Source organism: Kribbella sp. NPDC020701 (assembly GCF_055562215.1).
The window spans coordinates 130,871-154,181 of record NZ_JBVHFT010000008.1; the positions used below are offsets into that span (position 1 = coordinate 130,871).

The 23,311-nt window shown below is 69.1% G+C and carries 23 protein-coding genes; 9 read left to right on the forward strand and 14 right to left on the reverse strand.

Annotated elements, in window-relative coordinates:
* Window positions 1-29 precede the first annotated feature (29 nt).
* Window positions 30-2,009: an ArnT family glycosyltransferase gene (locus ACZ3HV_RS20600; RefSeq protein ID WP_465686581.1), complete on the reverse strand. Its 1,980-nt coding sequence runs from the start codon at window positions 2,007-2,009 to the stop codon at window positions 30-32.
* 170 nt (window positions 2,010-2,179) lie between these two features.
* Here ACZ3HV_RS20600 and ACZ3HV_RS20605 point away from each other — a divergent pair, with 170 nt between their 5' ends.
* Entirely contained in the window at window positions 2,180-3,166 is a 987-nt protein-coding gene (locus tag ACZ3HV_RS20605; RefSeq protein ID WP_465686582.1) for a pirin family protein, read from the forward strand.
* Window positions 3,167-3,237: 71 nt separating this feature from the next.
* A complete protein-coding gene (locus ACZ3HV_RS20610) occupies window positions 3,238-4,179 on the forward strand; it encodes an SMP-30/gluconolactonase/LRE family protein (protein ID WP_465686583.1) in 942 nt (313 codons plus the stop codon).
* Here the strand turns inward: ACZ3HV_RS20610 and ACZ3HV_RS20615 are convergent.
* Window positions 4,176-4,373, reverse strand: a complete 198-nt coding sequence (locus ACZ3HV_RS20615) for a cupin domain-containing protein (RefSeq protein WP_465686584.1) — start codon at window positions 4,371-4,373, stop codon at window positions 4,176-4,178. The two genes, ACZ3HV_RS20610 and ACZ3HV_RS20615, sit on opposite strands and share 4 nt — an antisense overlap.
* 16 nt (window positions 4,374-4,389) lie before the next feature.
* Here ACZ3HV_RS20615 and ACZ3HV_RS20620 point away from each other — a divergent pair, with 16 nt between their 5' ends.
* Window positions 4,390-5,115 (forward strand): helix-turn-helix domain-containing protein, encoded by a 726-nt coding sequence (locus ACZ3HV_RS20620; RefSeq protein WP_465686585.1) that lies wholly within the window; start codon window positions 4,390-4,392, stop codon window positions 5,113-5,115.
* A gap of 253 nt (window positions 5,116-5,368) precedes the next feature.
* On the opposite strand, the gene ACZ3HV_RS20625 is transcribed toward ACZ3HV_RS20620, so the two are convergent.
* On the reverse strand, window positions 5,369-6,622 hold the full coding sequence (locus ACZ3HV_RS20625) for a glycoside hydrolase family 18 protein (RefSeq protein WP_465686586.1): 1,254 nt from the start codon (window positions 6,620-6,622) through the stop codon (window positions 5,369-5,371).
* A gap of 251 nt (window positions 6,623-6,873) precedes the next feature.
* Between ACZ3HV_RS20625 and ACZ3HV_RS20630 the strand changes: the two genes are divergently transcribed.
* Entirely contained in the window at window positions 6,874-7,584 is a 711-nt protein-coding gene (locus tag ACZ3HV_RS20630) for a transporter substrate-binding domain-containing protein (RefSeq protein WP_465686587.1), read from the forward strand.
* A 309-nt stretch (window positions 7,585-7,893) separates the two neighbouring features.
* On the opposite strand, the gene ACZ3HV_RS20635 is transcribed toward ACZ3HV_RS20630, so the two are convergent.
* Window positions 7,894-8,886 (reverse strand): malate dehydrogenase, encoded by a 993-nt coding sequence (locus tag ACZ3HV_RS20635; RefSeq protein ID WP_465686588.1) that lies wholly within the window; start codon window positions 8,884-8,886, stop codon window positions 7,894-7,896.
* 185 nt (window positions 8,887-9,071) lie between these two features.
* On the opposite strand from ACZ3HV_RS20635, the gene ACZ3HV_RS20640 reads away from it, so the two are divergent.
* Window positions 9,072-9,986, forward strand: a complete 915-nt coding sequence (locus ACZ3HV_RS20640) for a glycerophosphodiester phosphodiesterase (protein WP_465686589.1) — start codon at window positions 9,072-9,074, stop codon at window positions 9,984-9,986.
* A gap of 16 nt (window positions 9,987-10,002) precedes the next feature.
* Entirely contained in the window at window positions 10,003-10,809 is an 807-nt protein-coding gene (locus tag ACZ3HV_RS20645) for a spermidine synthase (protein WP_465686590.1), read from the forward strand.
* Here ACZ3HV_RS20645 and ACZ3HV_RS20650 read toward each other — a convergent pair.
* Window positions 10,772-11,290 (reverse strand): helix-turn-helix domain-containing protein, encoded by a 519-nt coding sequence (locus tag ACZ3HV_RS20650; RefSeq protein ID WP_465686591.1) that lies wholly within the window; start codon window positions 11,288-11,290, stop codon window positions 10,772-10,774. The two genes, ACZ3HV_RS20645 and ACZ3HV_RS20650, sit on opposite strands and share 38 nt — an antisense overlap.
* 65 nt (window positions 11,291-11,355) lie before the next feature.
* On the opposite strand from ACZ3HV_RS20650, the gene ACZ3HV_RS20655 reads away from it, so the two are divergent.
* The gene (locus tag ACZ3HV_RS20655; RefSeq protein ID WP_465686592.1) at window positions 11,356-12,213 is read left to right on the forward strand and encodes an MOSC domain-containing protein; all 858 of its coding nucleotides are present in this window, start codon (window positions 11,356-11,358) and stop codon (window positions 12,211-12,213) included.
* Window positions 12,214-12,288: 75 nt separating this feature from the next.
* On the opposite strand, the gene ACZ3HV_RS20660 is transcribed toward ACZ3HV_RS20655, so the two are convergent.
* Window positions 12,289-13,050, reverse strand: a complete 762-nt coding sequence (locus ACZ3HV_RS20660) for an MBL fold metallo-hydrolase (RefSeq protein ID WP_465686593.1) — start codon at window positions 13,048-13,050, stop codon at window positions 12,289-12,291.
* 82 nt (window positions 13,051-13,132) lie between these two features.
* Between ACZ3HV_RS20660 and ACZ3HV_RS20665 the strand changes: the two genes are divergently transcribed.
* Window positions 13,133-14,074, forward strand: coding sequence for a GlxA family transcriptional regulator (locus ACZ3HV_RS20665; protein WP_465686594.1), 942 nt, complete (start codon window positions 13,133-13,135; stop codon window positions 14,072-14,074).
* Here ACZ3HV_RS20665 and ACZ3HV_RS20670 read toward each other — a convergent pair.
* The 6 genes from ACZ3HV_RS20670 to ACZ3HV_RS20695 all read right to left on the reverse strand — a co-directional run bounded on the left by ACZ3HV_RS20670 (window position 14,069) and on the right by ACZ3HV_RS20695 (window position 20,249).
* Window positions 14,069-14,329 (reverse strand): hypothetical protein, encoded by a 261-nt coding sequence (locus tag ACZ3HV_RS20670; RefSeq protein WP_465686595.1) that lies wholly within the window; start codon window positions 14,327-14,329, stop codon window positions 14,069-14,071. The genes ACZ3HV_RS20665 and ACZ3HV_RS20670 overlap by 6 nt on opposite strands.
* Window positions 14,330-14,396: 67 nt before the next feature.
* Window positions 14,397-16,058, reverse strand: coding sequence for a CAP domain-containing protein (locus ACZ3HV_RS20675; protein ID WP_465686596.1), 1,662 nt, complete (start codon window positions 16,056-16,058; stop codon window positions 14,397-14,399).
* Window positions 16,059-16,255: 197 nt separating this feature from the next.
* Window positions 16,256-17,212 (reverse strand): CAP domain-containing protein, encoded by a 957-nt coding sequence (locus ACZ3HV_RS20680; RefSeq protein ID WP_465686597.1) that lies wholly within the window; start codon window positions 17,210-17,212, stop codon window positions 16,256-16,258.
* A gap of 182 nt (window positions 17,213-17,394) precedes the next feature.
* Window positions 17,395-18,138, reverse strand: a complete 744-nt coding sequence (locus tag ACZ3HV_RS20685) for a CAP domain-containing protein (protein ID WP_465686598.1) — start codon at window positions 18,136-18,138, stop codon at window positions 17,395-17,397.
* Between the two features lie 152 nt (window positions 18,139-18,290).
* Window positions 18,291-18,953 (reverse strand): GNAT family N-acetyltransferase, encoded by a 663-nt coding sequence (locus ACZ3HV_RS20690; RefSeq protein WP_465686599.1) that lies wholly within the window; start codon window positions 18,951-18,953, stop codon window positions 18,291-18,293.
* A gap of 168 nt (window positions 18,954-19,121) precedes the next feature.
* Window positions 19,122-20,249, reverse strand: a complete 1,128-nt coding sequence (locus ACZ3HV_RS20695; RefSeq protein ID WP_465686600.1) for a GNAT family N-acetyltransferase — start codon at window positions 20,247-20,249, stop codon at window positions 19,122-19,124.
* A gap of 79 nt (window positions 20,250-20,328) precedes the next feature.
* Here ACZ3HV_RS20695 and ACZ3HV_RS20700 point away from each other — a divergent pair, with 79 nt between their 5' ends.
* A complete protein-coding gene (locus ACZ3HV_RS20700; protein ID WP_465686601.1) occupies window positions 20,329-21,141 on the forward strand; it encodes a DeoR/GlpR family DNA-binding transcription regulator in 813 nt (270 codons plus the stop codon).
* On the opposite strand, the gene galK is transcribed toward ACZ3HV_RS20700, so the two are convergent.
* Entirely contained in the window at window positions 21,138-22,265 is a 1,128-nt protein-coding gene (gene galK / locus ACZ3HV_RS20705; RefSeq protein ID WP_465686602.1) for a galactokinase, read from the reverse strand. The two genes, ACZ3HV_RS20700 and galK, sit on opposite strands and share 4 nt — an antisense overlap.
* Window positions 22,262-23,308, reverse strand: a complete 1,047-nt coding sequence (gene galT, locus ACZ3HV_RS20710) for a galactose-1-phosphate uridylyltransferase (RefSeq protein WP_465686603.1) — start codon at window positions 23,306-23,308, stop codon at window positions 22,262-22,264. The genes galK and galT overlap by 4 nt, the downstream gene beginning before the upstream one ends.
* Between the last annotated feature and the right edge of the window lie 3 nt (window positions 23,309-23,311).

Here is a 23,311-nt window from a genome sequence, read left to right on the forward strand (position 1 = left end):
CCCCGGCTGCGGGGGCAGGTGGCGGTTCGTCAGCTGACCAGGTTGTAGACGGTGGTGTTGCCGACGGTGGTGGCGGTGTAGTTGGCGGTGACCCAGGCTTGGATCTCGGAGGCTGCGGATGAGTTGCCGCCGCCTCCGCCTTGGCCGCCGGAGATGTAGTAGGCGATCTTGCCTTCGGCGACCCATTCCTTGAACTGGGCCAGGGTCGGCGCGTCATCGGTGCCGCTGAAGCCGCCGATGGCGATGACGGACTTGCCGGTGGCGAGCTCGAGCGAGGCCGCCGACTGGGAACCACTGGTGGCGGCAGCCCAGGTCGTGGTGGTCTTCTCCAGCAAAGCAGTCAGCTCACTGCTGGCCGAGGCATCCCCACCCATCCCGCCGCCCGCCTGCTGCTGGGTTGTGGTGGAGCCGGTTGTGCCCTGGGTGGAGCCGGAGCGGCTTGGCGGGGTTCCGCCCGAGCCGCCGCCGTCGCCACGGGTCCCTCCGCCCATTGCGCTGCTGCTGGGGCCTGACGTCGGGATCGAGCCGTTGTGGGCGTGCGATGCAGTCGACACCGCGTACGCCGTACTCCCGAGCCCGAGCGACACCACCAACGCCAGCACCACAGCCGGCACCAGCCGCCGCACCCGACGACCACCGACCACGAGCGCCGCGCCGACCACACCACCCGCGAGTACGACGTACTTCGCCCAAGGCACGAAGTCCGCGGTCCGGACGAGCAACACGTAGTCCCACGCGCCCGTCGCCAGCACCATCGCAGCCAACGTCAACCGCGCCGCCAGCGAAGCCCGCTGCTGCCAAGCGATCCGAACCCCCATCGCCACCAGCCCCGCGATCGCGGGCGCCAGCGCGACCGCGTAGTACGGATGAACGGTCCCACTCATGAAGCTGAAGACGAGCGCGGTCACGATCAGCCAACCGCCGAACAGCACCAGCCCGGCCCGGACAAGTGAGGTCCGCGGTGCACGACGCGTCAGCCACAACCCGCCGACCAGCGCGATCAACGCCGCAGGCAACAACCAAGAGATCTCGGTACCGAACGCGTCACCGAACATCCGCGTGATCCCCGTGCTCCCACCAAACCCGGTGTTCGCACCGCCGCCTCCGCCACCACCGTTGCCCGAGCCACCCAACAGCCGCCCGAGCCCGTTGTAGCCGAGCGCAAGCTCCAGCAGCGAGTTGTTGGTAGACCCACCGATGTACGGGCGACTGGACGCGGGCCACAGTTCCACCAGCGCCACGTACCAACCGGCACTCACGATCACCGCACCCAAGGCACCGAACAGATGCAGCAACCGTCGCCGCACGGACGTCGGCGCCGCGATCAGATACACCAGCGCGAACGCCGGCAGCACCAGGAACGCCTGCCCCATCTTGGTCAGGAACGCGAACCCGATCGCCACCCCCGCCAGCACCAGCCACCGCGCCGACGCCTTCTCCAGCGAACGTACGACGAAGTACGCCGCTGCCACCATGAGCAGCACGAGCAGCGCATCGGGATTGTTGAGCCGGAACATCAGTACGGCGACCGGCGTCAACGTCAGCGTGGTCCCGGCGATCAGCCCGGCCACCGGACCGGACACGCGCTTCACGGTCAAATAGAGCAGCCCGACAGCGGCGATCCCCATCAGCGCCTGCGGCGCCAGCACGGTGAAGCTGTTGAACCCGAAGACCCGCGCGAACGCGGTCGCGACCCAGAGCGCGGCCGGTGGTTTGTCGACCGTGATCGCATTCCCCGCGTCGAGCGAGCCGAACAGCCAGGCCTTCCAGCTCTGTGTCCCGGCGAGCTCGGCCGCGGCGTAGAAGCTGTTGCCGTACCCGGAGGCGGTCAGGTTCCACAGGTAGAGGAAGGCCGTGCCGATCAGCAGCGAGAGCACAGCCGGTCGAACGTACGCCGCCTGTTCAGCCGGCCCACGCATGAGCCGCCGGAGCCGGCCTGGTGGTCGCGCCGGCGGGTCGGTACTGAGCGGCTCGGCGGTGGTGCGGGCTCGATCGAGCACGGTCGTCATCGGTCTTCTCCAGTCCGTTCGAGAGGTTCCACTCGAACGATGACAAGCCGGACTCCCACCACCCTGGACGTGCGCTGGGAGCTTCCTGTGAGCCCATCCGGGAATGCGCACTCGCTTGCCCCGGTTGGAGCAGATAGTTTATTCTTGAACTACCTGAGCAAGGAGAAACCATGCCCGCCGTGACCGTCAGTGACATCACTGTGTTGCCCCGCGTTCATCAGCCGGATCCGGCCGTCGCGCAGGAGCGGGCGGTGAAGTCGGTGACCTCCGCCCCGAGTGGATACGAAGGTGAGGGGTTCCCGGTCCGGCGCGCGTTCGCGGGCGTGGATCTGCGCGATCTGGACCCGTTCATTCACATGGACCAGATGGGTGAGGTCGAGTACGCGCCGGGTGAGCCGAAAGGCACGCCGTGGCACCCGCACCGCGGGTTCGAGACCGTCACCTACATGCTCGACGGGATCATGGAGCACCAGGACTCCAACGGCGGCGGCGGTGTGATCAGCAACGGCGACACCCAGTGGATGACTGCCGGAAGCGGACTTCTGCACATCGAGACCCCGCCGGAGCACCTGGTGCTGAGCGGCGGCCTGTTCCACGGCATCCAGCTCTGGGTGAACCTGCCGAAGGCGCAGAAGTGGGCGCCGCCGCGCTACCAGGACATCCGGGGCGGTGACTCGGCCCTGCTGTCCACCGCGGACGGCGGCGCGCTGATCCGGGTGATCGCGGGCTCGGTCGACGGCCACAACGGCCCCGGCTCGACTCACACCCCGATCACCTTGGTGCATGCGACCGTCAGCCCGGGTGCCGAGCTCGTGCTCCCGTGGCAGCCGGACTACAACGCGCTCGTCTACGTCCTCGCCGGTCAGGGCACCGTCGGCGCCGAGCGCCGGCCGATGCGCAAGGGTCAGCTGGCCGCGTTCGGCCCCGGCGACACGATCCGTACGGCGGCCAGTACGTCGCAGTCGCAGGCCGAACCCAACCTCGACGTCCTCGTCCTCGGCGGCCGCCCGATCCGCGAGCCCGTCGCGATGGCCGGACCGTTCGTGATGAACACGCGTGCCGAGGTCATCCAGGCCTTCGAGGACTTCCAGGCCGGCAAGCTCGGAACCATCCCGGCGGTCCACGGTGCGCCGACGGAGCTGCGCAGTACCGAGTAGGCCTGACCTGGACAACCTGAAGCCCCGGTTCTACCTTAAAAACAAGGGGATCGGGGTTTCAGGGGGGCAACATGTCGCGTTTCCGTAAGCCGGCGCGGGGCGCGCCCGCAGTGGCGCTGGCGACCAGGCCGACAACACCGTTCCCGGCCTCGGTTCCTTTGCCGGTCGATTTCCAGCCCGACGGCATCGCCACCGGCCCGAACGGCACGTTCTACGTGGGATCGCTGACCAGCGGTGACATCTATCGAGGAAGCCTGCGGACCGGTGCCGGGCAGATCTTCGTCCACGCGCCGCCGGGCCGGGCGGCCGTCGGGATGAGGGTCGGGCGGTCCGCCAAGCGGCTCTGGGTCGCCGGCGGTGCCACTGGACACGCGTTCGTGTACAGCACCAACGGCGGTTCGACGGTCGCGGACCTGACGCTGACCCGCACCACCAACACCTTGATCAACGACGTCACGGTGACCGGCAACGCCGCCTACTTCACCGATACGTTCAAGCCGGTGGTCTACAAGATCCCGATCGGCCCTCGCGGCTGGATCGGCGCACCGCGGACCGTGCAGCTGAGCGGACCGGCCGCGGTGATGGACGACAGCCCGAACCTGAACGGCATCGACGCCACCCGCGACGGCAGACGGCTGATTCTCGCCCACTCCTCCCGCGCCACGCTGTACCTGGTCGACCCGGCAACCGGCGCCAGCCGGGCCATCGACATCACCGGCGGGGAGCTCACTGCTGGTGCGCCGGGCGGCATCCTGCTGGACGGCAGGACCTTGTGGGTCGTGGAGAACTTCGCGAACCGCCTGGTCAGGGTGAAACTCAGCCGCGACCTGACCAGGGGCCGCATCACCGAGGTCGTCACCGACGACCTGTTCCGGATGCCGACCACGATCGCGGAGGACGGCCACCGGCTCGCGCTGGTCAATGGGCGCCGCGACCTCGGGACCCCGCCGCCGTTCGGGCCCGGCGCTCCGCCCGGTACCGACTTCGACGTGGTCCAAATCGGCAAGTCCTAGCCCTCGGGGCAGAACAGGAACAGGGTGCATCCCGCCGAGGTCTGAGGTACGTGCGACGACCCGGCAGGGCAATGGATGAACGAGCCGGCCGGGTAGTCGCGCGTCCCGTCGTTGAAGACGCCGTCGACGACGTAGACCTCCTCTGGCCCGGGCTCGTGGACGTCGATGCCCTCCCAGCTGGAGCCGGGGGCCATCTCGAGCACATGGGCCGTGGCGACGCCGCCCGACCACAGCGACCGCAGCCTGATGCGGGGAGCCCGCCTGGTCAGCATCTGCTCGGGGGCGTACGCGCTGGCCGCGACCGGCCTGCTCGACGGCCGCCGGATCACCACCCACTGGCGGTACGCCGATGAACTGCAGCGCAGCTTCCCCGCTGTGCAGGTGGATCCCGATGTGCTCTACATCGACCACGGCGACATCGCGACGAGCGGCGGCTCCGGCACCGGGATCGACCTGTGCCTCCAACTCGTCCGCAACGACCACGGCGCCGCGTACGCCGCTCAGGTTGCCCGGCGGATGGTGATGCCGCCGCATCGCGAGGGTGGTCAGGTGCAGTACCGGACCGAGGCAACGCAGTCCACCCAGTCACTGGGCGGCGTACTCGACTGGGCCACCGACAACCTCGCCGAGCCGATCACCGTCGACGACCTCGCGGCCAGACTCAACGTCTCACCGCGGACGCTCGCTCGCCGCTTCGACGAGCAACTCGGTACGGCGCCCGGACAATGGCTGCTCGCCCAGCGCATCGCCAGAACCCGAGTCCTGCTGGAGGAAACCGACCTCCCGGTCGACACGATCGCCACCCGCGTCGGCCTGTCGTCGGCCACCAACCTGCGCCGCCGCTTCCGCACCGCCCTGCGAACGACCCCCAGCGCCTACCGTCGCGCCTTCCGCGCTCAGAAGTCCCGGCCGGCGGTGCGCCGTACTGGGGATTGAGCTCGCCGCGGACGCTCTTGAACATCAGCGCGAGATCGTCGTACCGATCTCCGGCGCCGAGTCGGCTGAGGTCGAGAATGCCGGTGAAGCGAAGTGTTTCGGGGTCGATGACGCGTCACGCCCCGCGAGCTCGCTGGTCAGCAGCTAGTTGTTGCCACGGTCAACGATCTGCGGAGAGGGGAACCCGGTTCCCGAGATGGATCGGCTCGGCGCCGGCAGCGCCGAACCGATCCACCAGGGCGTCAAGATCCAGTCACCGAAGATTACGGTGCAACGCCGAGATCAGCTCCCCATTTGCTGTGTCGCCGTCGAGCGACCAGATCATCGCGCCGCCGAGATCACGGTGCGAGATGTACTGCGCCTTGCGCTTCATCTCGACCGGGTCGTCCCAGGTCCAGAACGTCGTACCGTCGAACAGCCAGGCGAATCCGGCCTTGTTGTCCCGGTAGACGGTGTAGTTGGACAGGGTCGCCTTGAGGTAGCGGTAGTCCTCGGTGCCGGCCTCGAATGTCGCTGGTGCAGGCCCGGTCGACGGCTGGAACAGGCCGTTGTTCTGGTTCGTCACGCCGGTCCAGCCGTGGGAGTAGAACGGCACGCCCATCACCAGTTTGCTCCGCGGCGCACCGCGGGACAGGTAGGCGTCGATCGTCACCTGCGAGCTGAACTCCGGCGTGGTCGGATCGGCTTTCGGTCCGTCGATGGCCGACTGCTGGTTCGTCAGTTGTTCCCAGGGACCGTGGTAGTCGTAACCCTGCGTCGTACCGAAGGTCAGGTCCTTGAACAGCTTGCGAACCTCGAAGCCGTTGTCGATCATCGTCGGGTTCGCCGGCAGGAACGCGGTCAGGTTGTAGCGACCGGGCCGGGACAGGCGGTCCAGTTGCGTGCGGTACTCGTGCACGAGGGCGGTGAAGTTCTGCTTGTCCTCAGGCCGGATCACGTTGCCCGGGTTGCCTTCGCTGCCGGGCCATTCCCAGTCGAGGTCGATCCCGTCGAAGATCCCCTTCGCCGCGCCCGCGGGCAGGCCGGGCAGGTTGCCCTTCAGCCACATGTCCAGGCAGGACTTCACGTGCGCGGCCCGCGAGGCCGGAGTGAGGGCGGCGTCGGAGAAGGTGGCCGAGCCGGTCCAGCCGCCGAGCGAGATGCTGATGTGCAGCTTCGGGTACTTCTGCTTCAACTGCTTGAGCTGGTTGAGATTGCCGTTGAGCACCTGCCCGGGTGCGTCGGCCGTGCCGTTCACGCTCTGCTCGGCGGTGAACGGGCGCTGGTAGTCGGCCCACGGGTCGCTGCTCACGCAGTTCCCCTGTGCGTCGACGAATCCGAACGCGTAGTTGATCTGGGTCAGCCGGGCCGCCGACCCGTTCTTGACCAGATCGCTGACCAGGAAGTTCCGGGCGTACCCACTCCAGTTGGTGTAGTACCCCACCACGCGCTTGTCGCTGCCGTGTGCTTCGGCCGGTACGGCGGAAACCCCCGCCAGCACCACCGCGGACGCCACCAGCAAACCCACGCTCCGACGTTTCATTTCCAACCCCCACGGGACGGTCCAAGGGACGAATTGCGCTCACAGTAGGCCGGTTCCGTGGACTTACACAATGTCTCTGCAAAAAGTCTCTGCAAAAACTAGTCTGGGGTGGTGATCAGACCTGCGACCGAGTCCGATGCCGAGGCAGTCACGGCGATCGCCCAAGTGGGGGCCGGGAGACCGTCGGCGACCGGCACCGCGTCTTCTTCCGGAAGAGCCTCACGTAGGGTCCCGGTATGACGAGTGTGCGTGAGGATCTGGCGCCGTCCGGCGTACTGCGGGCGTCCATCAACCTGGGGAATCCGGTGCTGGCGCAGGGGACGCCGGAGGAGCCGGCCGGGGTGACCGTCGACATCGCGCGCGAGCTGGCCCGGCGGCTCGAGGTGCCGGTGGAACTGGTGTGTTTCGACGCGGCCCGGAAGTCCTTCGAGGCGATGACGACCGGTCAGGCCGACATCTGCTTCCTCGCGATCGACCCGGCGCGTGCGGGTGAGGTCGCGTTCACCGCGCCGTACGTCGTGATCGAAGGCGTCTTCGCCGTTCCGGCCGGGTCCGGGCTGACCGCGGTCGCCGAGGTGGATGCTCCTGGTGTCCGGATCGGGGTGCGGAAGGGGTCGGCGTACGACTTGTACCTGACCCGCGAGTTGCGGCAGGCAACGGTTGTCCGGAGTGACGAAGGTGTTGACGTGTTCCTGGCCGAAGGGCTGGAGGCAACGGCCGGGGTCCGGCAGCCGATCACCCAGTTCGTGGCCGAGAACCCCGGGGTCCGGCTGATCGACGAGCGATTCATGGAGATCCGGCAGGCCGTCGGTACCACCAAGACGCGCAGTTCCGAGACCGTTGCCTACCTCCATGGTGTGGTCGAGGAGCTCAAGGCGAGCGGCTTCATCGCCGAATCCCTGATCCGCTCGAACCAACCCGACGCCGCCGTCGCCCCGCCCGCCTGATGCCGCTGCCCTAACGGGCAGTGAGCAGGCAACTTCATGCCGTGGCTTCGCGACCCCCCAAGGGCACCACGATCTCCCTCAAGTCCCACCTGCTAGACGCCACAGGCAACACCACGGACCTGACGGTGATCAACGCCTACCCAGTCCGATAAAGCCCGCGTGCCCCGGGCTCCGCCCGGGGCACGCGGTAACAGAAGAGCCGAGGAGGCGCGAGGGGCGCCGCAATGGTTGCTGCGGCGTGCGGCTTCTCCAACTAACTCGCGCCCCGGGCGAAGCCCGGGGGGGGGTTTTGGGTTTGTTTTGGTGGGGTCAGCCCAGAAGTTTGAGGGCGGCTACTGCGTCGCGTTCTTCGGCGAGTTCGGTGGTGCTGGCGTCGATCCGGGTGCGGGAGAAGTCGTTGATGTCCAGGCCCTGGACGATCTCCCAGTTGCCGTCCTTGGTGGTGACGGGGAAGGAGGAGATCAGGCCCTCGGGGACGCCGTACGAACCGTCGGACACGACCGCCATCGAGAGCCAGTCGCCGTCGGCCGAGCCGCGCAGCCAGTCGCGGGTGTGGTCGATGGTGGCGGCCGCGGCGGACGCCGCCGACGACGCGCCGCGCGCCTCGATGATCGCGGCGCCGCGCTTCTGCACGGTCGGGATGAAGTCGTTCTCCAGCCAGTCCTGGTCGTTCACGACCTCGGCCGCGTTCTTACCCGCTACCTCGGCGTGGAAGATGTCCGGGTACTGGGTCGCGGAGTGGTTGCCCCAGATCGTCACCTTCTTCAGGTCGGTGACGTGCGTACCGGTCTTCTTCGCCAGCTGTGCGAGCGCGCGGTTGTGGTCCAGCCGGGTCAGCGCGGCGAACCGCTCGGCCGGGATGTCCGGCGCGTTGCTCTTCGCGATCAGCGCGTTGGTGTTGGCCGGGTTACCGGTCACGGTGATCCGGATGTCGTCCGCGGCGTGCTCGTTCAGCGCCTTGCCCTGGACGGTGAAGATCGCGCCGTTCGCCTCCAGCAGATCGCCGCGCTCCATCCCCTTGGTCCGCGGCCGCGCACCCACCAGGAGCGCGACGTTGGCACCGTCGAAGATGACGTTCGGGTCGTCGCCGATCTCCACGCCCGCCAGCGTCGGGAAGGCGGAGTCGTCGAGCTCCATCACGACGCCCTCGAGTGCCTTCAGTGCCGGGGTGATCTCCAGCAGCCGGAGCTCGACCGGCGTGTCCGGCCCGAGCAGTGCGCCGCTCGCGATCCGGAACAGCAGGCTGTAGCCGATCTGACCAGCGGCCCCGGTAACGGCCACCTTCACCGGTGTAGTGCTCACGACACGCTCCTCGAACTCATTTGACTGTGTGCTTCGGACGCTAGCAAGCCGCGCGCCCAACCCCAACGCTGGGGGCGGACCGAATTGCTCACATCCCGATGCATCATTCACCGACCGGCCATCCGGCGTACGTGGGGCCGCCGCTGCGGTGCCTGAGGGTTTCTCCCAATTCCTGATTTGTAAGGATGGGCGCCGACTTCATCGAGCCCGACCTGGTCACCACCAAGGACCGCGTCCTGGTCGCCCGGCACGAGCCGGAGATCGGCGGTACGACGGACGTCGCGGCGCACCCCGAGTTCGCCGGGCGGAAGAAGACCAAGCTGCTCGACGGGGTCGCGGTCGCCGGCTGGTTCACCGAGGACTTCACGCTGGCCGAGCTGAAGACGCTGCGTGCCAAGGAGCGGATCCCGGCGATCCGGCAGCACAACACGGTGTTCGACGGGCATTACCAGATCCCGACGTTCCAGGAAGTGATCGACCTCAGCCGCCGCCTCTCCAAGGAACTCGGCCGCCCGATCGGGATCTACCCGGAGACCAAGCACCCGACCTACTTCCAGCAGCAGGGCCTGGCGCTCGAGCCCGAGCTGGTCAAGGTCTTGAACCGCAACGGCCTGAACCGTAAGGACGCCAAGGTGTTCGTGCAGTCCTTTGAGGTATCCAATCTGAAGGCCCTGCACCAGCAGCTCCGGGTCCCGCTGGTCCAGCTGACCAGCTCGGCCGGCGCGCCATACGACTTCGTCGCGTCCGGCGACAAGCGCACGTATGCCGACATCGTGAGCGCCGCCGGGCTCCGTGAGGTCGCGAAGTACGCCGACGGCCTCGGTCCCTCGAAGGATCAGGTGATCCCGCTCGACGCGACCGGCAAGCTCGGCAAGCCGACCAGCCTGGTCGCCGACGCGCACCGGGCCGGCCTGGTCGTCCACCCGTACACCTTCCGGGTGGAGAACTCCTTTCTCCCGGCCGACTTCGACAGCTCCGCGGTGCAGACCGACTCGGGCAATCTGTTCGGCGAGATCGCGGCGTACCGCAAGGCCGGGATCGACGGGCTGTTCACCGACAACACCGACATCGCGGTCGCGGAGGAGCGGGAGGCGCGCTAGCTGAAAGGATGGGTGGGTGGAACGCAAGGTCGAGACCGGGACCGCGAGTGTCGAGGCGGCGGCTGATGGCACCTTCGTGCTGCGGGTCGACGGGTCCCTGCAGTCACAGGTCGATCTTGCGGATCCCACCCACCTGGCCTTCGAGTACATGCGCCGGATCGGTGACGTCGTGGACGCCTTCGCGCCGCGACGTCAGCCGCTCGCCGTCGTGCACGTGGGCGGCGCGGCGCTCAGCCTGCCGCGGTACGTCGCCACGACGCGCCCCCGCTCCCGGCAGATCGTCCTCGAACCGGACGAGGACCTGACCGAGTTCGTCCGTGAGGCGCTCCCGCTGCCGAAGCGCTCCGGGATCAAGGTGCGCGGCGTCACCGGCCGGGCCGGGATCACCGAGCTGTACGACGACTCGATGGACCTGATGATCCTGGACGCGTTCGAGAACGAGGCCGTCCCGGCGAACCTGGTGACCACCGAGTTCTTCACCGAGTGCGCGCGCGTCCTCCGGCCGACCGGCGTACTGGTGGCGAACCTGATCGACGGATCCGCCGGCCTGCCGTTCATCCGCCGTACGGCGGCGACCGTGCGGACCGTGATCGGCGACGGCGTCGTACTCGCGGAGCGGAAAGTCCTGCGGGGCAAGGGATTCGGCAATGTCATCCTGGTCGCGTCACGCCGGCCCGTCCCCGATCTCACCGCGGCCGGCCGTCGGGCTCAGCCGCCGTACGACGTGATGCCGCTGGCTGACCTGGCCGGGAAGGCGGCGCCGCTCACCGACGCCGAGGGTTTCGTCACGCCGCCCGCGCCGCCCGGCACCTTCCGGAGCTGAGCCGGTCGAGCGCTTGCGCGACCGCCGCTCGCTCGGTGCGTGTCGCGCCGACCGCGTGGACGAGGTGGTCGAGGCGATCCCGTCGGGCCAGCCGAGTGCCCTGGAACCACGCCTGGATGGTGGCCCGGGGGATGCCGGTGAGCTGCTCCAACGCCCGCAGCGACCGCGGGCGGGCGAGTGCGGACAGCGCGCTGCCCAGGTCTTCCAGGGTCTCGGTGGTCTGCAGCAGTTCGACGATGTCCTGGGGGTCGCGGCTCGCGGACTCCCAGTGCCGCCGCCAGACCGGCAGGAGGTCGGCGGCCACTCCGCACCCGGTCACGAAGGCGGCGGTGACCTCCCAGGTCGGCAGCTGGTTGCCGCTCGCCGCGCGCACCAGATGGGCGTGCGAGTAGTGCGCCTGTCCGGCCAGTTCGCGATACGTCAGGCCGGAATGCCGTCGTACTCGCTGTAACGCGGCGGCCAGGGCCTCTACATCCTGCACGTGATCGAACATAACTCAACATGATCAAACAGATCAAGTGACAAGGGTCAAGTTACGATTGGGCCATGTCTGCCGCGAGGGTTGCCGCTCTGACCTATTACCCGGTGAAGGGCCTGTCCGGCGTGTCCGTCGACCGGGCCGAGGTCGGACCGGCCGGCCTGCGCGACGACCGGTGCTTCATGCTCGTCGAGCCGGACGGCACGTTCCTCAGTCAGCGCAGCCTGCCCGCGATGGCGTCACTGCGCGCCGAGATCGCCGGCGAGGCGCTCCGGCTGTCCGGTCCCGGCGCCCCGGATCTCGAGATCCCGATCCAGTACGACGGCAAGCGGCGCGACGTCAGCCTGTTCGGGAAGTGGTTCGGCCAGGGCGTTGTCCAGGACCCGGTCGCCGACGAGTGGTTCACCGACCGCCTCGGCAAGCCGGCCGCGCTGGTCCGGGTGACCCCCGAGCACGATCGGCCCGGCTGGGGTGTGCACCGGGGTCAGACCGGGTTCGGCGATGCGCATGCGCTCATGATCGCGTCCCTGTCCTCGCTGGACGGACTGAACGAGCGGATCGTCGAGCGTGGCGGTGACGCCATCCCGATCAACCGCTTCCGGCCGAACATCGTCGTGGCCGGCTGGTCCGAGCCGCACACCGAGGACAAGGTGCTGCGGATGTCCGCAGGTTCGGTCGGGATCGGGTACTCGGCGCGTTCGATCCGGTGCGCGGTCCCGACCGTGGACCAGGCGACCGGTGAGAAGTGTGGTCCCGAGCCGACCCGGACGCTGGCGTCGTACCGGCGGCAGCCCGACTACGGCGGCGGGGTCAGCTTCGGGATGAAGGCCGCGGTGCTTGCCGAGGGCACCATTTCGGTCGGCGATGAGATCGCGGTCCACGAATGGATCCCGGCCGGAACCGATCCGGCGCCCGACCGCCGGTAGCTTCCTGCGGTGGACCGCACACGCCCCCCCGGCGGTCGCACACGTTGGCCGTCACGATCCGTGCTCGTCAAGTGCTCAACCAACACTCGTCGCGACCCCGTGCTCGAGCAGCCTGACGCGGTCCGCCAGACCGGCGTCGGCGAACGCCTTCACGAACTGATCCGGGCCTTCGGTGAAGTGGGCCCAGCCTTCGGTGTGGACGGGCACGATGGTCGCGGAACCGAGGAGGTGGGCGGCCTCGACCGCGGCGTCGGAGGTGAGCGTGAGCGCCGCGCCGTCGAGGAGGGCCGTACGCGCGCCACCCGCGAACAGTACCGCCACGTCGATCGGCCCGAAACGATCGGCGACCTGCTTGACCACGTCGACCGACGCGTTGTCGCCGGAGACGTACACGGTCGGCAGCCCCTCGCCGCTCAGCACGAATCCGGTGACCACACCCAGGACCGCCTCCGCGCCCTCAGGGCCGTGCAGTGCGGGTACGCCGGTCACCCTGATCACACCGCCGTCCGGACGCGGCAGTTCGATCGTCTCCCAGTTCGCCAGGCCTCGTACGCCGGGAATCCGGGTGGCCGCTCCTGGAGTCGACAACACGGTCGGTACCGACGGCAGCAGGGCGCGGCCGGCATCGTCCAGGTTGTCCTTGTGCTCGTCGTGCGAGAGCAGGACGACGTCGATCGGACCGAGCTCCGCGGCCGGGATCGCCGGGCCGATCAGCTTGGTCATCACCCGGCCGGGCAGTTGGTAGTCCCGGGGCTCGTCGAACGCCGGGTCCGTCAGGAACGTCAGGCCACCGAGACTGAGGACGGCGGTCGGGCCGCCGATGTGCGTGATCTTCATGTCCACGATCCTCGGCTCCGCCCCGCGGATCCACCATTGGCCCGAGAGCCACAGTTCCTGAAGATCGGGCCATACTGTTCCCATGCGTACAGTCGCCGTCCTCGCCTACGACGCGATCAGCCCGTTCCACCTGTCCGTGCCCTGCCTGGTCCTCGGCGATCGGCACGTCGCGCCGAGCCGGTACGACGTACTCGTCTGTGCCGAGCAACCGGGATCACTGCGGACGAATGCCGGCTTCGGCGTCACGGTCGACCGCGGGCTCGACGTGATGGACGAGGCCGACGTGGTGGTGCTGCCGAGCTGGGATCCGGGTCGCGAGGCGTCCGCCGTACTGATCGATGCGATCCGGCGGGCGCACGCGCGGGGAGCGACCGTGGTCGGGTTGTGCGTCGGTGCGTTCCTGGTCGCGGCGAGTGGGATCGCGGACGGGCGGGAGGTGGTGACGCATTGGCGCTGGGCGGAGCAGTTGCAGGCGCGGCATCCGGAGCTGACCGTACGGGCGGATGTGCTCTGGTCGGATCTCGGTGATCTCATCACGTCCGCGGGGACGGCGGCGTCACTCGACTGCTGCCTGCATCTGGTGCGCACGCATCATGGCGTCGAGGTGGCCGAGCGGCTGGCCCGGGACATCGTGGTCGCTCCGCATCGCAGTGGTTCGCAGGCGCAGTACATCCCGGTGCCGGTGCCACCGGATCCCAGCGACGACGTGATCGAGAAGGCGATGGTGTGGGCTCGCGCGCGGCTCGATCAGCCCGTGTCACTGGACGAATGGGCGACTGCGGTCGCGATGTCACGGCGTACGTTCACGCGGCAGTTCCGCGCCCGGACCGGAAGCTCGGGGCAGGCCTGGCTGCTGCGCCAGCGGCTGGACCGGGCTCGGCTCTTGCTGGAGACGACCGATCATCCGATCGAGCGGGTCGCGGGTGAGAGCGGCTTCGGCAGCAGCGCGGCGCTACGGCATCACTTCCATGCGGTGCTGGGGACGACGCCGCAGCGGCATCGGCAGGAGTTCGGTGCTCTATAGCACCAGGAGAAGCATGTAGAAGGCCGGTGCGGCGAAGGTGATCAAGAGGATCCAGGCGATCATCCGGTGCCGGGGCTTGTCCCGGCTGAGGGAGGACGCGAAGTAGAGCACGGCGCCTTCCTCGGTGTGCCGGCTCAGCCCCATCCGCCGGGCCTCCTCGGGGCGCGGATCCGGGCGCTCGTCCGGCAGCGCGTCCGGCGGAATCCCGAAATGCGCGGGCCGGGCCGGTTCCAGATCATCGCGTTCGCCGAACATCCAGCCTCCCGCAGGTTGGTGCGACCATGAGCAGTCTCCCCATGGTCGCACCAACCCCCAGCAGGTCCTACGAGAAATCCGCCACCCACGCGACCCGGGTCTTGCTGGAGCAGATCAGCGGGCACAGGATGCCGCTGTCGTACGGCGATCCTTGGGCGCCCACACCCAGCGTCGTCAGACCGCAGTTGAGGACCGTGCTCCTGTTGCTGCTCATCATCTGGTCGAACGCCTGTTGCGCGGACATGTTGTCACCGCCGGCGCCGGTCTCCGACCCCGAGCTCTTGTTGAGGCTCTTGCCGGACGCCGCCCGGTCGCCGGCCTCCTCGCGTGCACCGCCGGTGAGGTTGGGGTCCTGCTTGAGCGGTGCGCATCCGCTGTTGACGCGGGCGTTGTCGATCAGGTTGAACAACTGCTTCTCGTCGCCCGTCATCTGTCCGTCAACCGGCGGAGGCGGCGCAGTGGTCGTCGGGCGGGGCTGGGTCGTCGAGACCGTGCGGCCCGGGGACGTCGGGGCCGTTGTCGGCGTCGTGGTCGCCCGATCTTTGGTGGGGGTACCGGTCGGGCCGTCCGTCGGGCTGGTGCTGGTCGACGGGGTGTCGGTGGGGGTGGCCGTCGGGGTCTGGGTGGGGGTCGCCGTCGGAGGCACCGTGGGCGGGGTGCTCACGCGCGAGCTCGGGGGAGCGACCACCGGCTTCGTGGTCGGGGTGATGTAGGTGTCGTCGGTCCGCGTGACGATCGGGACGGAGGCATCCGCCGGGTCGTTCTGCGGCTGGTGCAGCAGGATCCACGAGATCGGGGTGATCACCAGCAGTACGGACGCGATCCCGATCACGGTCCGCCGGGTCCGCGCGGCCTTCCCAGCTGCCGCAGACCGAGCTGCCGCCCGAGACCCGCCACGCCCCGGACCGGACGAACCACGCCCGCCGGCCCCGGACCCGCCACGCCCCGGACCTCCAGAAGATCCACCACGTCCACCGGCCGCGCCGTTGGAGCGGGCCGCACTCGAGGAGCCGATCGTCCCGGTGGAGTCCATCGCGCTCGCGGAGGCGGCCGAGCCGATCCCGACCGACCCGGTGGAGCCGCTCGCAGTCAGACCGTCGGCAGTCGTGCCACTTGCCGGCGCAGTTGTCGAGCCGTACGCCGACTCGGCGCCGACCGCACCAGCAGTCGACCCACCCAGCAAAGCCCAGTCATCGGCCGCGCCGGCCGACTGTGAGTCCGCCGTACTGGCGCGCCGCGCCGACCACGCGCCCGCGGTGTCGCCGAGGCCCGAGGGGCGGGTCTCGGTGGCGGGCGGCGCGTCTGTGGTTCCTCGGCTTCGGCGACCGGCTGCTCGGCGGGCCGGGCTGGGAGCAGGTGTCGGGTCGGTGCCGGCGATGGATTGGGATACCCAGGAGGGGGAGCCGGCCGGGCGGGAGCCCAGGCCTGAGGAGTCCGCGTCCGGCGGGCTGTAGCTGGGCATAGCCGGCCGCGGTGCGTACTGCGGAGTGGCCGGACGGGACTGGGCGTCGGCCCAGAACGGGGATTCATTGGCGGCACCCGCGGACTGCGCGGTCGCCCAGAACGGGGACTCGTCGCTACCGCGCGGTGCGTACCGGGGTGGTTCGGGCGGGGGCGCTGGCGTGGTGTCAGCCGGAGGTGTGGACCGGTTGCCGGCCCGCGACGAGCGCGTGGCGGCGCGGGTCGCCTTCCTGCGTGGCTTGTACCGGCTGTTGCCGGAGTCGGACATTATTTCGTTGTTCCCTTCACTGTCTCGCCCCCAAGACGTGCCTCATCAGTCGTCTCACCGGAGCCCCCCAGGACGGGCCGGCGACATGACAAGGACGGATCTACCCGCAGTGACCGGCCGTGAACCGGCCGGACATTGTGGCCGTGAGACAACATCTCCGCCACACTCGGTGTGTTCGACACAATGACAACCCGGCCTCAGCTGCGACCGAAGTCCTGGACCCAGCTGCCCGGTCCCCAGTCGGACCTGACCTGCCCCGAGTCGTATCCGATGCCGATCGAGGTGAACCGGCAGTTCAGGATGTTCTTGCGGTGGCCGTCGCTCTGCATCCAGGCCGCGACCACCTTCTGTGCGCTGTCGTAGCCGGCCGCGATGTTCTCGCCCCAGCTCGATCCGCGGTACCCGGCGGCCGCCATCCGATCGCCGGGGTCCTGTCCGTCGGGGTTCGTGTGGTCCAGGTAGTGCCGGCGGACCATGTCCGACGCGTGCCTGCCGGCGGCCGCGACCAGGCTGCTGTCCAGCCGGAGCGGGCCGCAGCCCTGCTGCTGACGGATCTGGTTGGTGTAGTCGAGCACCTGGCGCTCCTGCGAGCTGGTTCCACCACCACTTGCCGGCGGCTGCTCGGTGTCCCTCGGCGTCGGCTCGGTCGTCCGCGTCTTCGTCGGCGTACTGCTCGACGGCCGCGACTTGGTCCTCGGCGCATCCGGGGTCCGCTGCGTCGAAGGCCGCATCGTCACGGTCGTCACGCCGACAGTCGGAGCCGTCGGCGTGGTGAGGCTGTTCGTGGGCGTGCCGCTGGTGACCGGGGTGCCCGGCGACGTGGAGACGGAGGTGGCCGCTGACCCGAGAACCGGCGTACCGACGACGGGTGTGGTCACGCCGTTCGGCAGCGTCTTGGTCACGGTGACACCGGGTACGCCGGCAGTCGTGCCCTCGACCTCGGATGGGCCGGAGTCCTGGCCGGTGTCCTCGGAAACGTTGAGCACCTTGGTGGCGTCCTCGACCGTCGAGTGGTCGCGAGACATCAGCCAGAGCACCGGGCCGATGGCGAGCAGTACGGACAGCGCGCTGACGATCGGGCCGATCAGGCCACGGCTCCTCCGGGGAGCACGTCGACTTCCGCGGTGTCGCCGGGGGGTAGGCGAATCCGTCATGGGTGGGCGAATCCTCTTCGTTTTCGTCGTACCGAGTGCTTCGTCGTTTCCCGTGGTTGCTGCCAGGTCCCCCCTGGTCACCGAACAGTGACCTTAACCGATGGGTAAGGTCACCGTTACAGGTTCGCGACGGCTCTTAACGTTCCCCGAAGGTTCTCCGGGAAACGATTAACGACGCGGCCTCAGCCGCCGAAGTCCTGCACCCAGCTGCCGTTGCCCCATTCGGGCTTCACCTGGCCGGAGTCGTAGCCGATCCCGATCATCGTGTAGCTGCAGTTGAGGATGTTCTGGCGGTGGCCCGGGCTGTTCATCCAGCCCCTCACGACGGCCGCGGCACTGGAGTAGCCGACGGCGATGTTCTCGGCCATCGCACCGCCCTTGAACCCGGCCGCCTTCATCCGGTCGAACGGGCTGCGGCCGTCCTGGCTGTCGTGCGCGAAGTAGTGCTTGTCGACCATGTCCGCGGCGTGCGCCTCGGCCGCGTTCGTCAGCGCGCTGTTCGTCCGCAGCGCCCCGCAGCCGGCCTTGGCCCGCTCTTGGTTGGTGAGGGCAAGCACCTGTGCCTCGGCGGTTCCCGACCCGCCGCCCGGCTTGGTGGTCGGCGGCTTCGACGTCGTGGTGCGGGTCGGCCGCGGCGACGGCTTCGGGGTCCGGGTCCCGTCACGGCTGGGCTCCGTACTCGATCGGGTCGGCGTCGGCGTCGGGCTCTTCGTCTTCGATCGGGTCGGCGTCGGGGTCGGCGTCGTACGACGAGGTGTGACGGACGGACTGGTCGGCCGGATCGGGGTCACCGGGGTCGTGAGCGGGGCGTCGTCGGACGCCGTGGTGACCGAGGTCACCGGGTTCGCCTGGCCGGTGGGCTTGCGGTCACCGGTGTCATACAGGACGAACCAGCTGATGCCCACCAGGAGGACCAATGCGGACAACGAGGCGATGAGAGGTCCGGCCACTCCTCTGCCAAGTGACCGTTTGTGGTTCGTCATGGTGAGCAGCCTTGCCCAGGTCAGCGCTTGCCCACTCCCGCACGGGACCGCACTTCACGAACCTTTGACTATCTCAGCCGTTTGAAACGCGCCCTTCAGCGCGATCGGGCGATGACGATGTCTGCGATGACCTTCCAGCCCAGACTTCGGTAAAGGCGCAGGCCGTCGATCGAGGCGATCAGGATGCCGCGCTTGGCGCCCTGGGCCGCGGCCGTCTCGACCAGCGAGGCCATCACGGCACTGCCGAGGCCACGCCGCCGGTGGGCCGGGTCGGTCTCGATCCGGTCCGCGACCGCGTCCTCACCGACCACGGCCATCCGGCCGCTCGACACCACCCCGCCGTGCAGTGTGGCCCGGGTGATGATCAGGTCGGACTCGAGCTCGGTGTGCAGGGCATAGCGCTCGTGCAGTTTCAGGGCAGGCTGCTCCGACAGCTGAATCGTCATCAGCCAGTCCTGGTCCTGCTGGACCTCGAGGCCGAGATCCTCCAGCTGCTCGATCCGGGCCTCTTTGTCGTCGGTGGCCAGCGCGATCCAGCCGGCGCCACGGCCACCGCCTCCGGCTGATGCGAGCTCGGCGGCACGCTCGACCCGTTCCGGTTTGTCATCGGCATCCAGTACGACGTACTCCGTGGCGCGGTTCTCCTCACCCGCACGGACGACCAGGATGCCGTCGTTGTCGTCCTCCACCGTGGTCCAGCCCCGCGAGACGGACCACCCGGCCTGCCAGCGGCGGACGAGTTCCTCACGATCTCTCACCCGTCGATTCAAGCAGTCAGAACCCGCCACGGCGAGGGGAACTTGTGTCGCTTGACACCAACTGGCCGTATTCCGTCGCTTTCGGGCGGTCACCACTACCGCTCCGGCAGCCCCGTCCGCAACCCCACCCACCCCGGCGCCCGGACCAAATTCCAGGGGGCCGGCGGGTCACGGGCGCGGGTCGGTGGCGAGCAGGTCGTAGCCGAGGAGATCCAGGTACTCACCATCGCGCCGGGGCGAGGCCAGCCGCTCGGTGCTCACCCGGGTGAAGCCGTTGACCTCGGCAACGTGCGCCGACGCGGTGTTGCCCTCGGCAGCGAAGATCGTCAGCCGGCGCCGGCCCAGACCGCCCTCGGCGACCGGCCGGAAGGCGTGGCCGATGACCAGCCCGACCGCGGTCGACATCACCTTGCGGCCGCGCGCCTCGGGGTGCAGCCAGTAGCCGATCTCGCCGACGGTCTTGTCGATCCTGTTGTTGAGATCGAAGGCACTCACGCAGCCGAGCAGCTGATCGGACGCCGCATCGGCGATCGCCCACGACACCCCTTCGCCGTTCGCGAGGTTGTCCTGCCGGGTTCGCATGAACCCCTCGGCGTCGCTCAGCTGGTACGGCGACGGCATGCCGGCCAGCCAGTACTGCGTCCGTTCGTCGTTGCACGCCTCCGCGATCCGTGGCGCATCCGCCGGCTGGAACGCGCGCAACCGGATCCCGCCGTCCTCGAGCTCCGGCACGGACCACCAGTTGCCCTGCGGCTCTAGGTCGTCGTCCTTCCCGACCGTGGCGATCCACTCGTCCCGCCGGACGTCGCGGGCCAGTCCGCCCTCGGGTACGACGACCACGCCACGGAACCCGCACTTCCACGCGACCCGGCGCGAGGCCCAGTTACCGGTGAACGCCCGCCAGATCACCCGGTTCCAGCCGAAGACGTCGAACGCGTACCGCAGTACGAGCTTCACCGCGCGGGTCATCACCCCGGCGCCCCGGGCCCAGGGCGCGACCGAGAACCCGATCTCGCCGACCTTGCCCTGCCCGTCGTGCAGATCGACGGTGCCGCTGAAGCGACCGTCGTACTCGATCGCCCAGGCCCAGGAGCCACCGTCGCGCCAGCCCATCGGGACGATCTGGGTTACGAAGGACTCCGCGTTCTGGCGGTCGTACGGCACCGGGATGGTGGTCCAGTGCTGCATGTCCGGGTCCTGGCACATGTCGTAGACGCACTCGATGTCGTCCGTCGTGTGTGCACGAAGGGTCACCACGCCATCGGTCAGAACCGGGACGTCCTCGGGGAATCGCATGCTTCAGCGTGACGCGGTGCGACCGGCGAGGCAACGTCATTTCCCTGACAGCGCCGGAAATCGAGATTAGGCTGGGGGCGTGAACGCAGCCGGAACAGAGCCGTCGCGGGGCCGGGGTGGGCAGCTGGCCGCCCAGCGACAGGCCACGATCGTTGCCGAGGTCAACAGTCGTGGCGCGATCACGGTCGCCGAGCTGGTCGACCGGTTCGGGGTGTCGGACATGACGATCCGGCGCGACCTGGACGCGCTCGACTCCAGCGGGCTACTGCACAAGGTGCACGGTGGCGCCACGTCGGTGGGGCTGCGCAGTGCGCACGAGCCCGGCTTCGACGCCAAGCTGACCCAGGAGTCCGCGGCCAAGCAGGCGATCGCGGCGGAAGCGGCCGGCCGGGTCCAGCCCGACAGCGCGATCGGTATCGGTGCCGGGACGACGACGTACGCGCTGGCTCGTCAACTGCTGCGCGTGGAGAACTTGACAGTTGTCACGAACTCGGCGCGCATCGCCGACGTGTTCCACGGCAACGGCCGCTCGGATCGTACGGTCGTCCTGATCGGCGGCATCCGGACTCCGTCCGACGCGTTGGTGGGTCCGATCGCCACCGCCGCGCTGGCCTCGCTGCACCTCGATCTGCTCTTCCTCGGCGCGCACGGCGTCGACGCCGAGCACGGGCTCAGTACGCCGAACCTGATGGAGGCCGAGACGAACCGGTCCTTCATCGCCGCGAGTCGTGAGGTGATCGTGGTCGCCGACCACACCAAGTGGGGGACCGTCGGCCTGAGCACGTTCGCGAACTGGGCCGACCTCGATGTCATCGTCACCGACAACGGCCTTTCGACCGCGGCCCGCAAAGCCATGCGCGACACGGGATGCGAGCTCGTCATCGCCTCTTAGCTGAGCCGGGACGCCCCTGCTGAAGGGGTTGCGGCGAGGGCGTTGGGTGCGGTGAAACCGTGCTCTGCAAAGGCCTTCTCGATCGCGGCCAGGACGGACTCGGCCGCGTCTGCCTCGACCAGGGCGATGATGCAGCCGCCGAAACCGCCGCCGGTCATCCGCGCTCCGAGGGCACCGGCCTCGAGGGCGGTGTCGACCGCGACGTCCAGCTCGGGGACGGTGATCTCGAAGTCGTCGCGCAGTGACGCGTGCGACGCGGTGAACAGCGGACCGACCTCACGGAGCCGGCCGGCGTGCATCGAAGCCACGGCTTCCTCGACCCGGCGGATCTCGGTGACCACGTGCCGTACCCGGCGCCGTACGACGTCGTCGCTCAACCGGGCGAGTGCGTCGTCCAGGGCGTCGTACTCGATCGATCGCAGTGCTGGTACGCCGAGCTCGGCCGCGGCCTGTTCACAGCTCTTCCGGCGGGCGGCGTACTCACCGTCGACGTGCCGGTGGGGTGCCTTCACGTCGACGACCAGCAGCGCGAGGCCGTCAGCCGCCGGGTTGAACGGGATCTGGTCGGTCGACATCGCGCGGATGTCGAAGTACAGGGCGTGGCCTTCGGTGCAGCACATCGACGCCATCTGGTCCATCAGTCCGACCGGTGCGCCGACGTACTGGTTCTCGGCCCGCTGCGCGAGCCGGGCGACCTCAGCGGGGTCGACGTCGATGTTGCGCAGGCCGAGCAGGGCCACGGAGGTCGCGCAGAGGAGTGCGGCCGACGACGAGAGGCCGGCGCCGGACGGCAGGTCCGAGTCGACCAGCAGGTTGGCGCCGCCGATCGGGTAGCCGGACTCGCGCAGGATCCACGCCGCACCGGCCGGGTACGCCGCCCAGTCGCCGACGGATCCCGGGGTCAGTTCGTCGATCGCGAACTCCGTGATGCCTTTGTGCCCGCTGGACGCGACCCCGATCCGGCCGTCGTCGCGCTTGGACGCGGTCACCACGATCCGGTTCGGCAGGGCGATCGGCAGCACCAGGCCGTCGTTGTAGTCGGTGTGCTCGCCGATCAGGTTGACCCGGCCGGGTGCCCGCCAGCTGCCGTCGGGCGCCGTACCGAAAACAGTCTCGAAACTCACGAACCGACCTTCCGCAGGGTCTCGGCCACATCCTCGGGCCGGGTGTCACTGATGAACGCGCCCATACCGGACTCCGAGCCGGCCAGGTACTTGATCTTGTCGGCGGCCCGGCGGATCGACAACACCTCGAGGTGCAGGTAGCCGAGCTCGCGGTCGATCCGGACCGGGGCCTGGTGCCAGGCCGCGATGTAGGGCAGCGGATCGCCGTACAGGCCGTCGAGGCGGCCGAGCACCTCGAGGTACAGCTCGGCGAAGTCGTCGCGCTCGCCGACCGACAGGTCGTCGATACCGAGCACCTGGCGGTGCGGGTAGAGGTGCACCTCGACCGGCCAGCGGGCTGCCTCGGGCACGAACGCGGTCCAGTTGCCGTTCGCGGCGACGACCCGGGTGCCCTCCTTGCGCTCGGCGGCCAGGACATCGGCGAACAGGTTGCTGCCGGCAACCTCCTGGTGCTGCCGGGCCCGCGCCATCAGGGTGCGCATCCGCGGCGGCAGGAACGGGTAGGCGTAGATCTGGCCGTGCGGGTGGCTGAGCGTCACGCCGATCTCGCGGCCGCGGTTCTCGAACGGGAAGACCAGTTCGACGTCGTCGCGGGCGCCGAGCTCGGCGGTCCGGTCGGCCCAGGTGTCGACCACCAGGCGGGCCTGGCCCTGGGACAGGTTGGTGAACGACTGGTTGTGGTCGCTGGTGAAGCAGACCACCTCGGTCCGGCCCGGACCGGCGAAGGAGGGGAACCGGTTCTCGAACACGGCGACGTTGTAGTCGTGGTCCGGGATCTCGGTCGGGTTGCCCGGCTTGCTCGCGCACAGCGGGCACTGGTCGGCCGGCGGCAGGTACGTCCGGGTGTTGCGGTGGGTCGCGTAGGTGATCACGTCACCGGTCAGCGGGTCGGTCCGCAGCTCGACCTGGGGTTGCGGGGCCGGCAGCCCGCGGGTGTCCTCGAGCGGCACCCGGACCGGGGCATCGGCCGGGTCGTAGTAGATCAGCTCGCGTCCGTCGGACAGCAAGGTGTCGGTCCGCCGGGCACCGCGCGGTGTCTTCATCGT

Coding starts and splice junctions, on each gene's coding strand:
- ACZ3HV_RS20640 (WP_465686589.1), top strand. CDS start 9,072: ATGGGCGCCGACTTCATCGAGCCCGACCTGGTCACCACCAAGGACCGC.
- ACZ3HV_RS20615 (WP_465686584.1), bottom strand. CDS start 4,373: ATGGCCCCCGGCTCCAGCTGGGAGGGCATCGACGTCCACGAGCCCGGG.
- ACZ3HV_RS20655 (WP_465686592.1), top strand. CDS start 11,356: ATGTCTGCCGCGAGGGTTGCCGCTCTGACCTATTACCCGGTGAAGGGC.
- ACZ3HV_RS20670 (WP_465686595.1), bottom strand. CDS start 14,329: ATGTTCGGCGAACGCGATGATCTGGAACCGGCCCGGCCCGCGCATTTC.
- ACZ3HV_RS20630 (WP_465686587.1), top strand. CDS start 6,874: ATGACGAGTGTGCGTGAGGATCTGGCGCCGTCCGGCGTACTGCGGGCG.
- galT (WP_465686603.1), bottom strand. CDS start 23,308: ATGAAGACACCGCGCGGTGCCCGGCGGACCGACACCTTGCTGTCCGAC.
- ACZ3HV_RS20695 (WP_465686600.1), bottom strand. CDS start 20,249: ATGCGATTCCCCGAGGACGTCCCGGTTCTGACCGATGGCGTGGTGACC.
- ACZ3HV_RS20605 (WP_465686582.1), top strand. CDS start 2,180: ATGCCCGCCGTGACCGTCAGTGACATCACTGTGTTGCCCCGCGTTCAT.
- ACZ3HV_RS20600 (WP_465686581.1), bottom strand. CDS start 2,009: ATGACGACCGTGCTCGATCGAGCCCGCACCACCGCCGAGCCGCTCAGT.
- ACZ3HV_RS20680 (WP_465686597.1), bottom strand. CDS start 17,212: ATGACGGATTCGCCTACCCCCCGGCGACACCGCGGAAGTCGACGTGCT.
- ACZ3HV_RS20610 (WP_465686583.1), top strand. CDS start 3,238: ATGTCGCGTTTCCGTAAGCCGGCGCGGGGCGCGCCCGCAGTGGCGCTG.
- ACZ3HV_RS20665 (WP_465686594.1), top strand. CDS start 13,133: ATGCGTACAGTCGCCGTCCTCGCCTACGACGCGATCAGCCCGTTCCAC.
- ACZ3HV_RS20660 (WP_465686593.1), bottom strand. CDS start 13,050: ATGAAGATCACGCACATCGGCGGCCCGACCGCCGTCCTCAGTCTCGGT.
- ACZ3HV_RS20675 (WP_465686596.1), bottom strand. CDS start 16,058: ATGTCCGACTCCGGCAACAGCCGGTACAAGCCACGCAGGAAGGCGACC.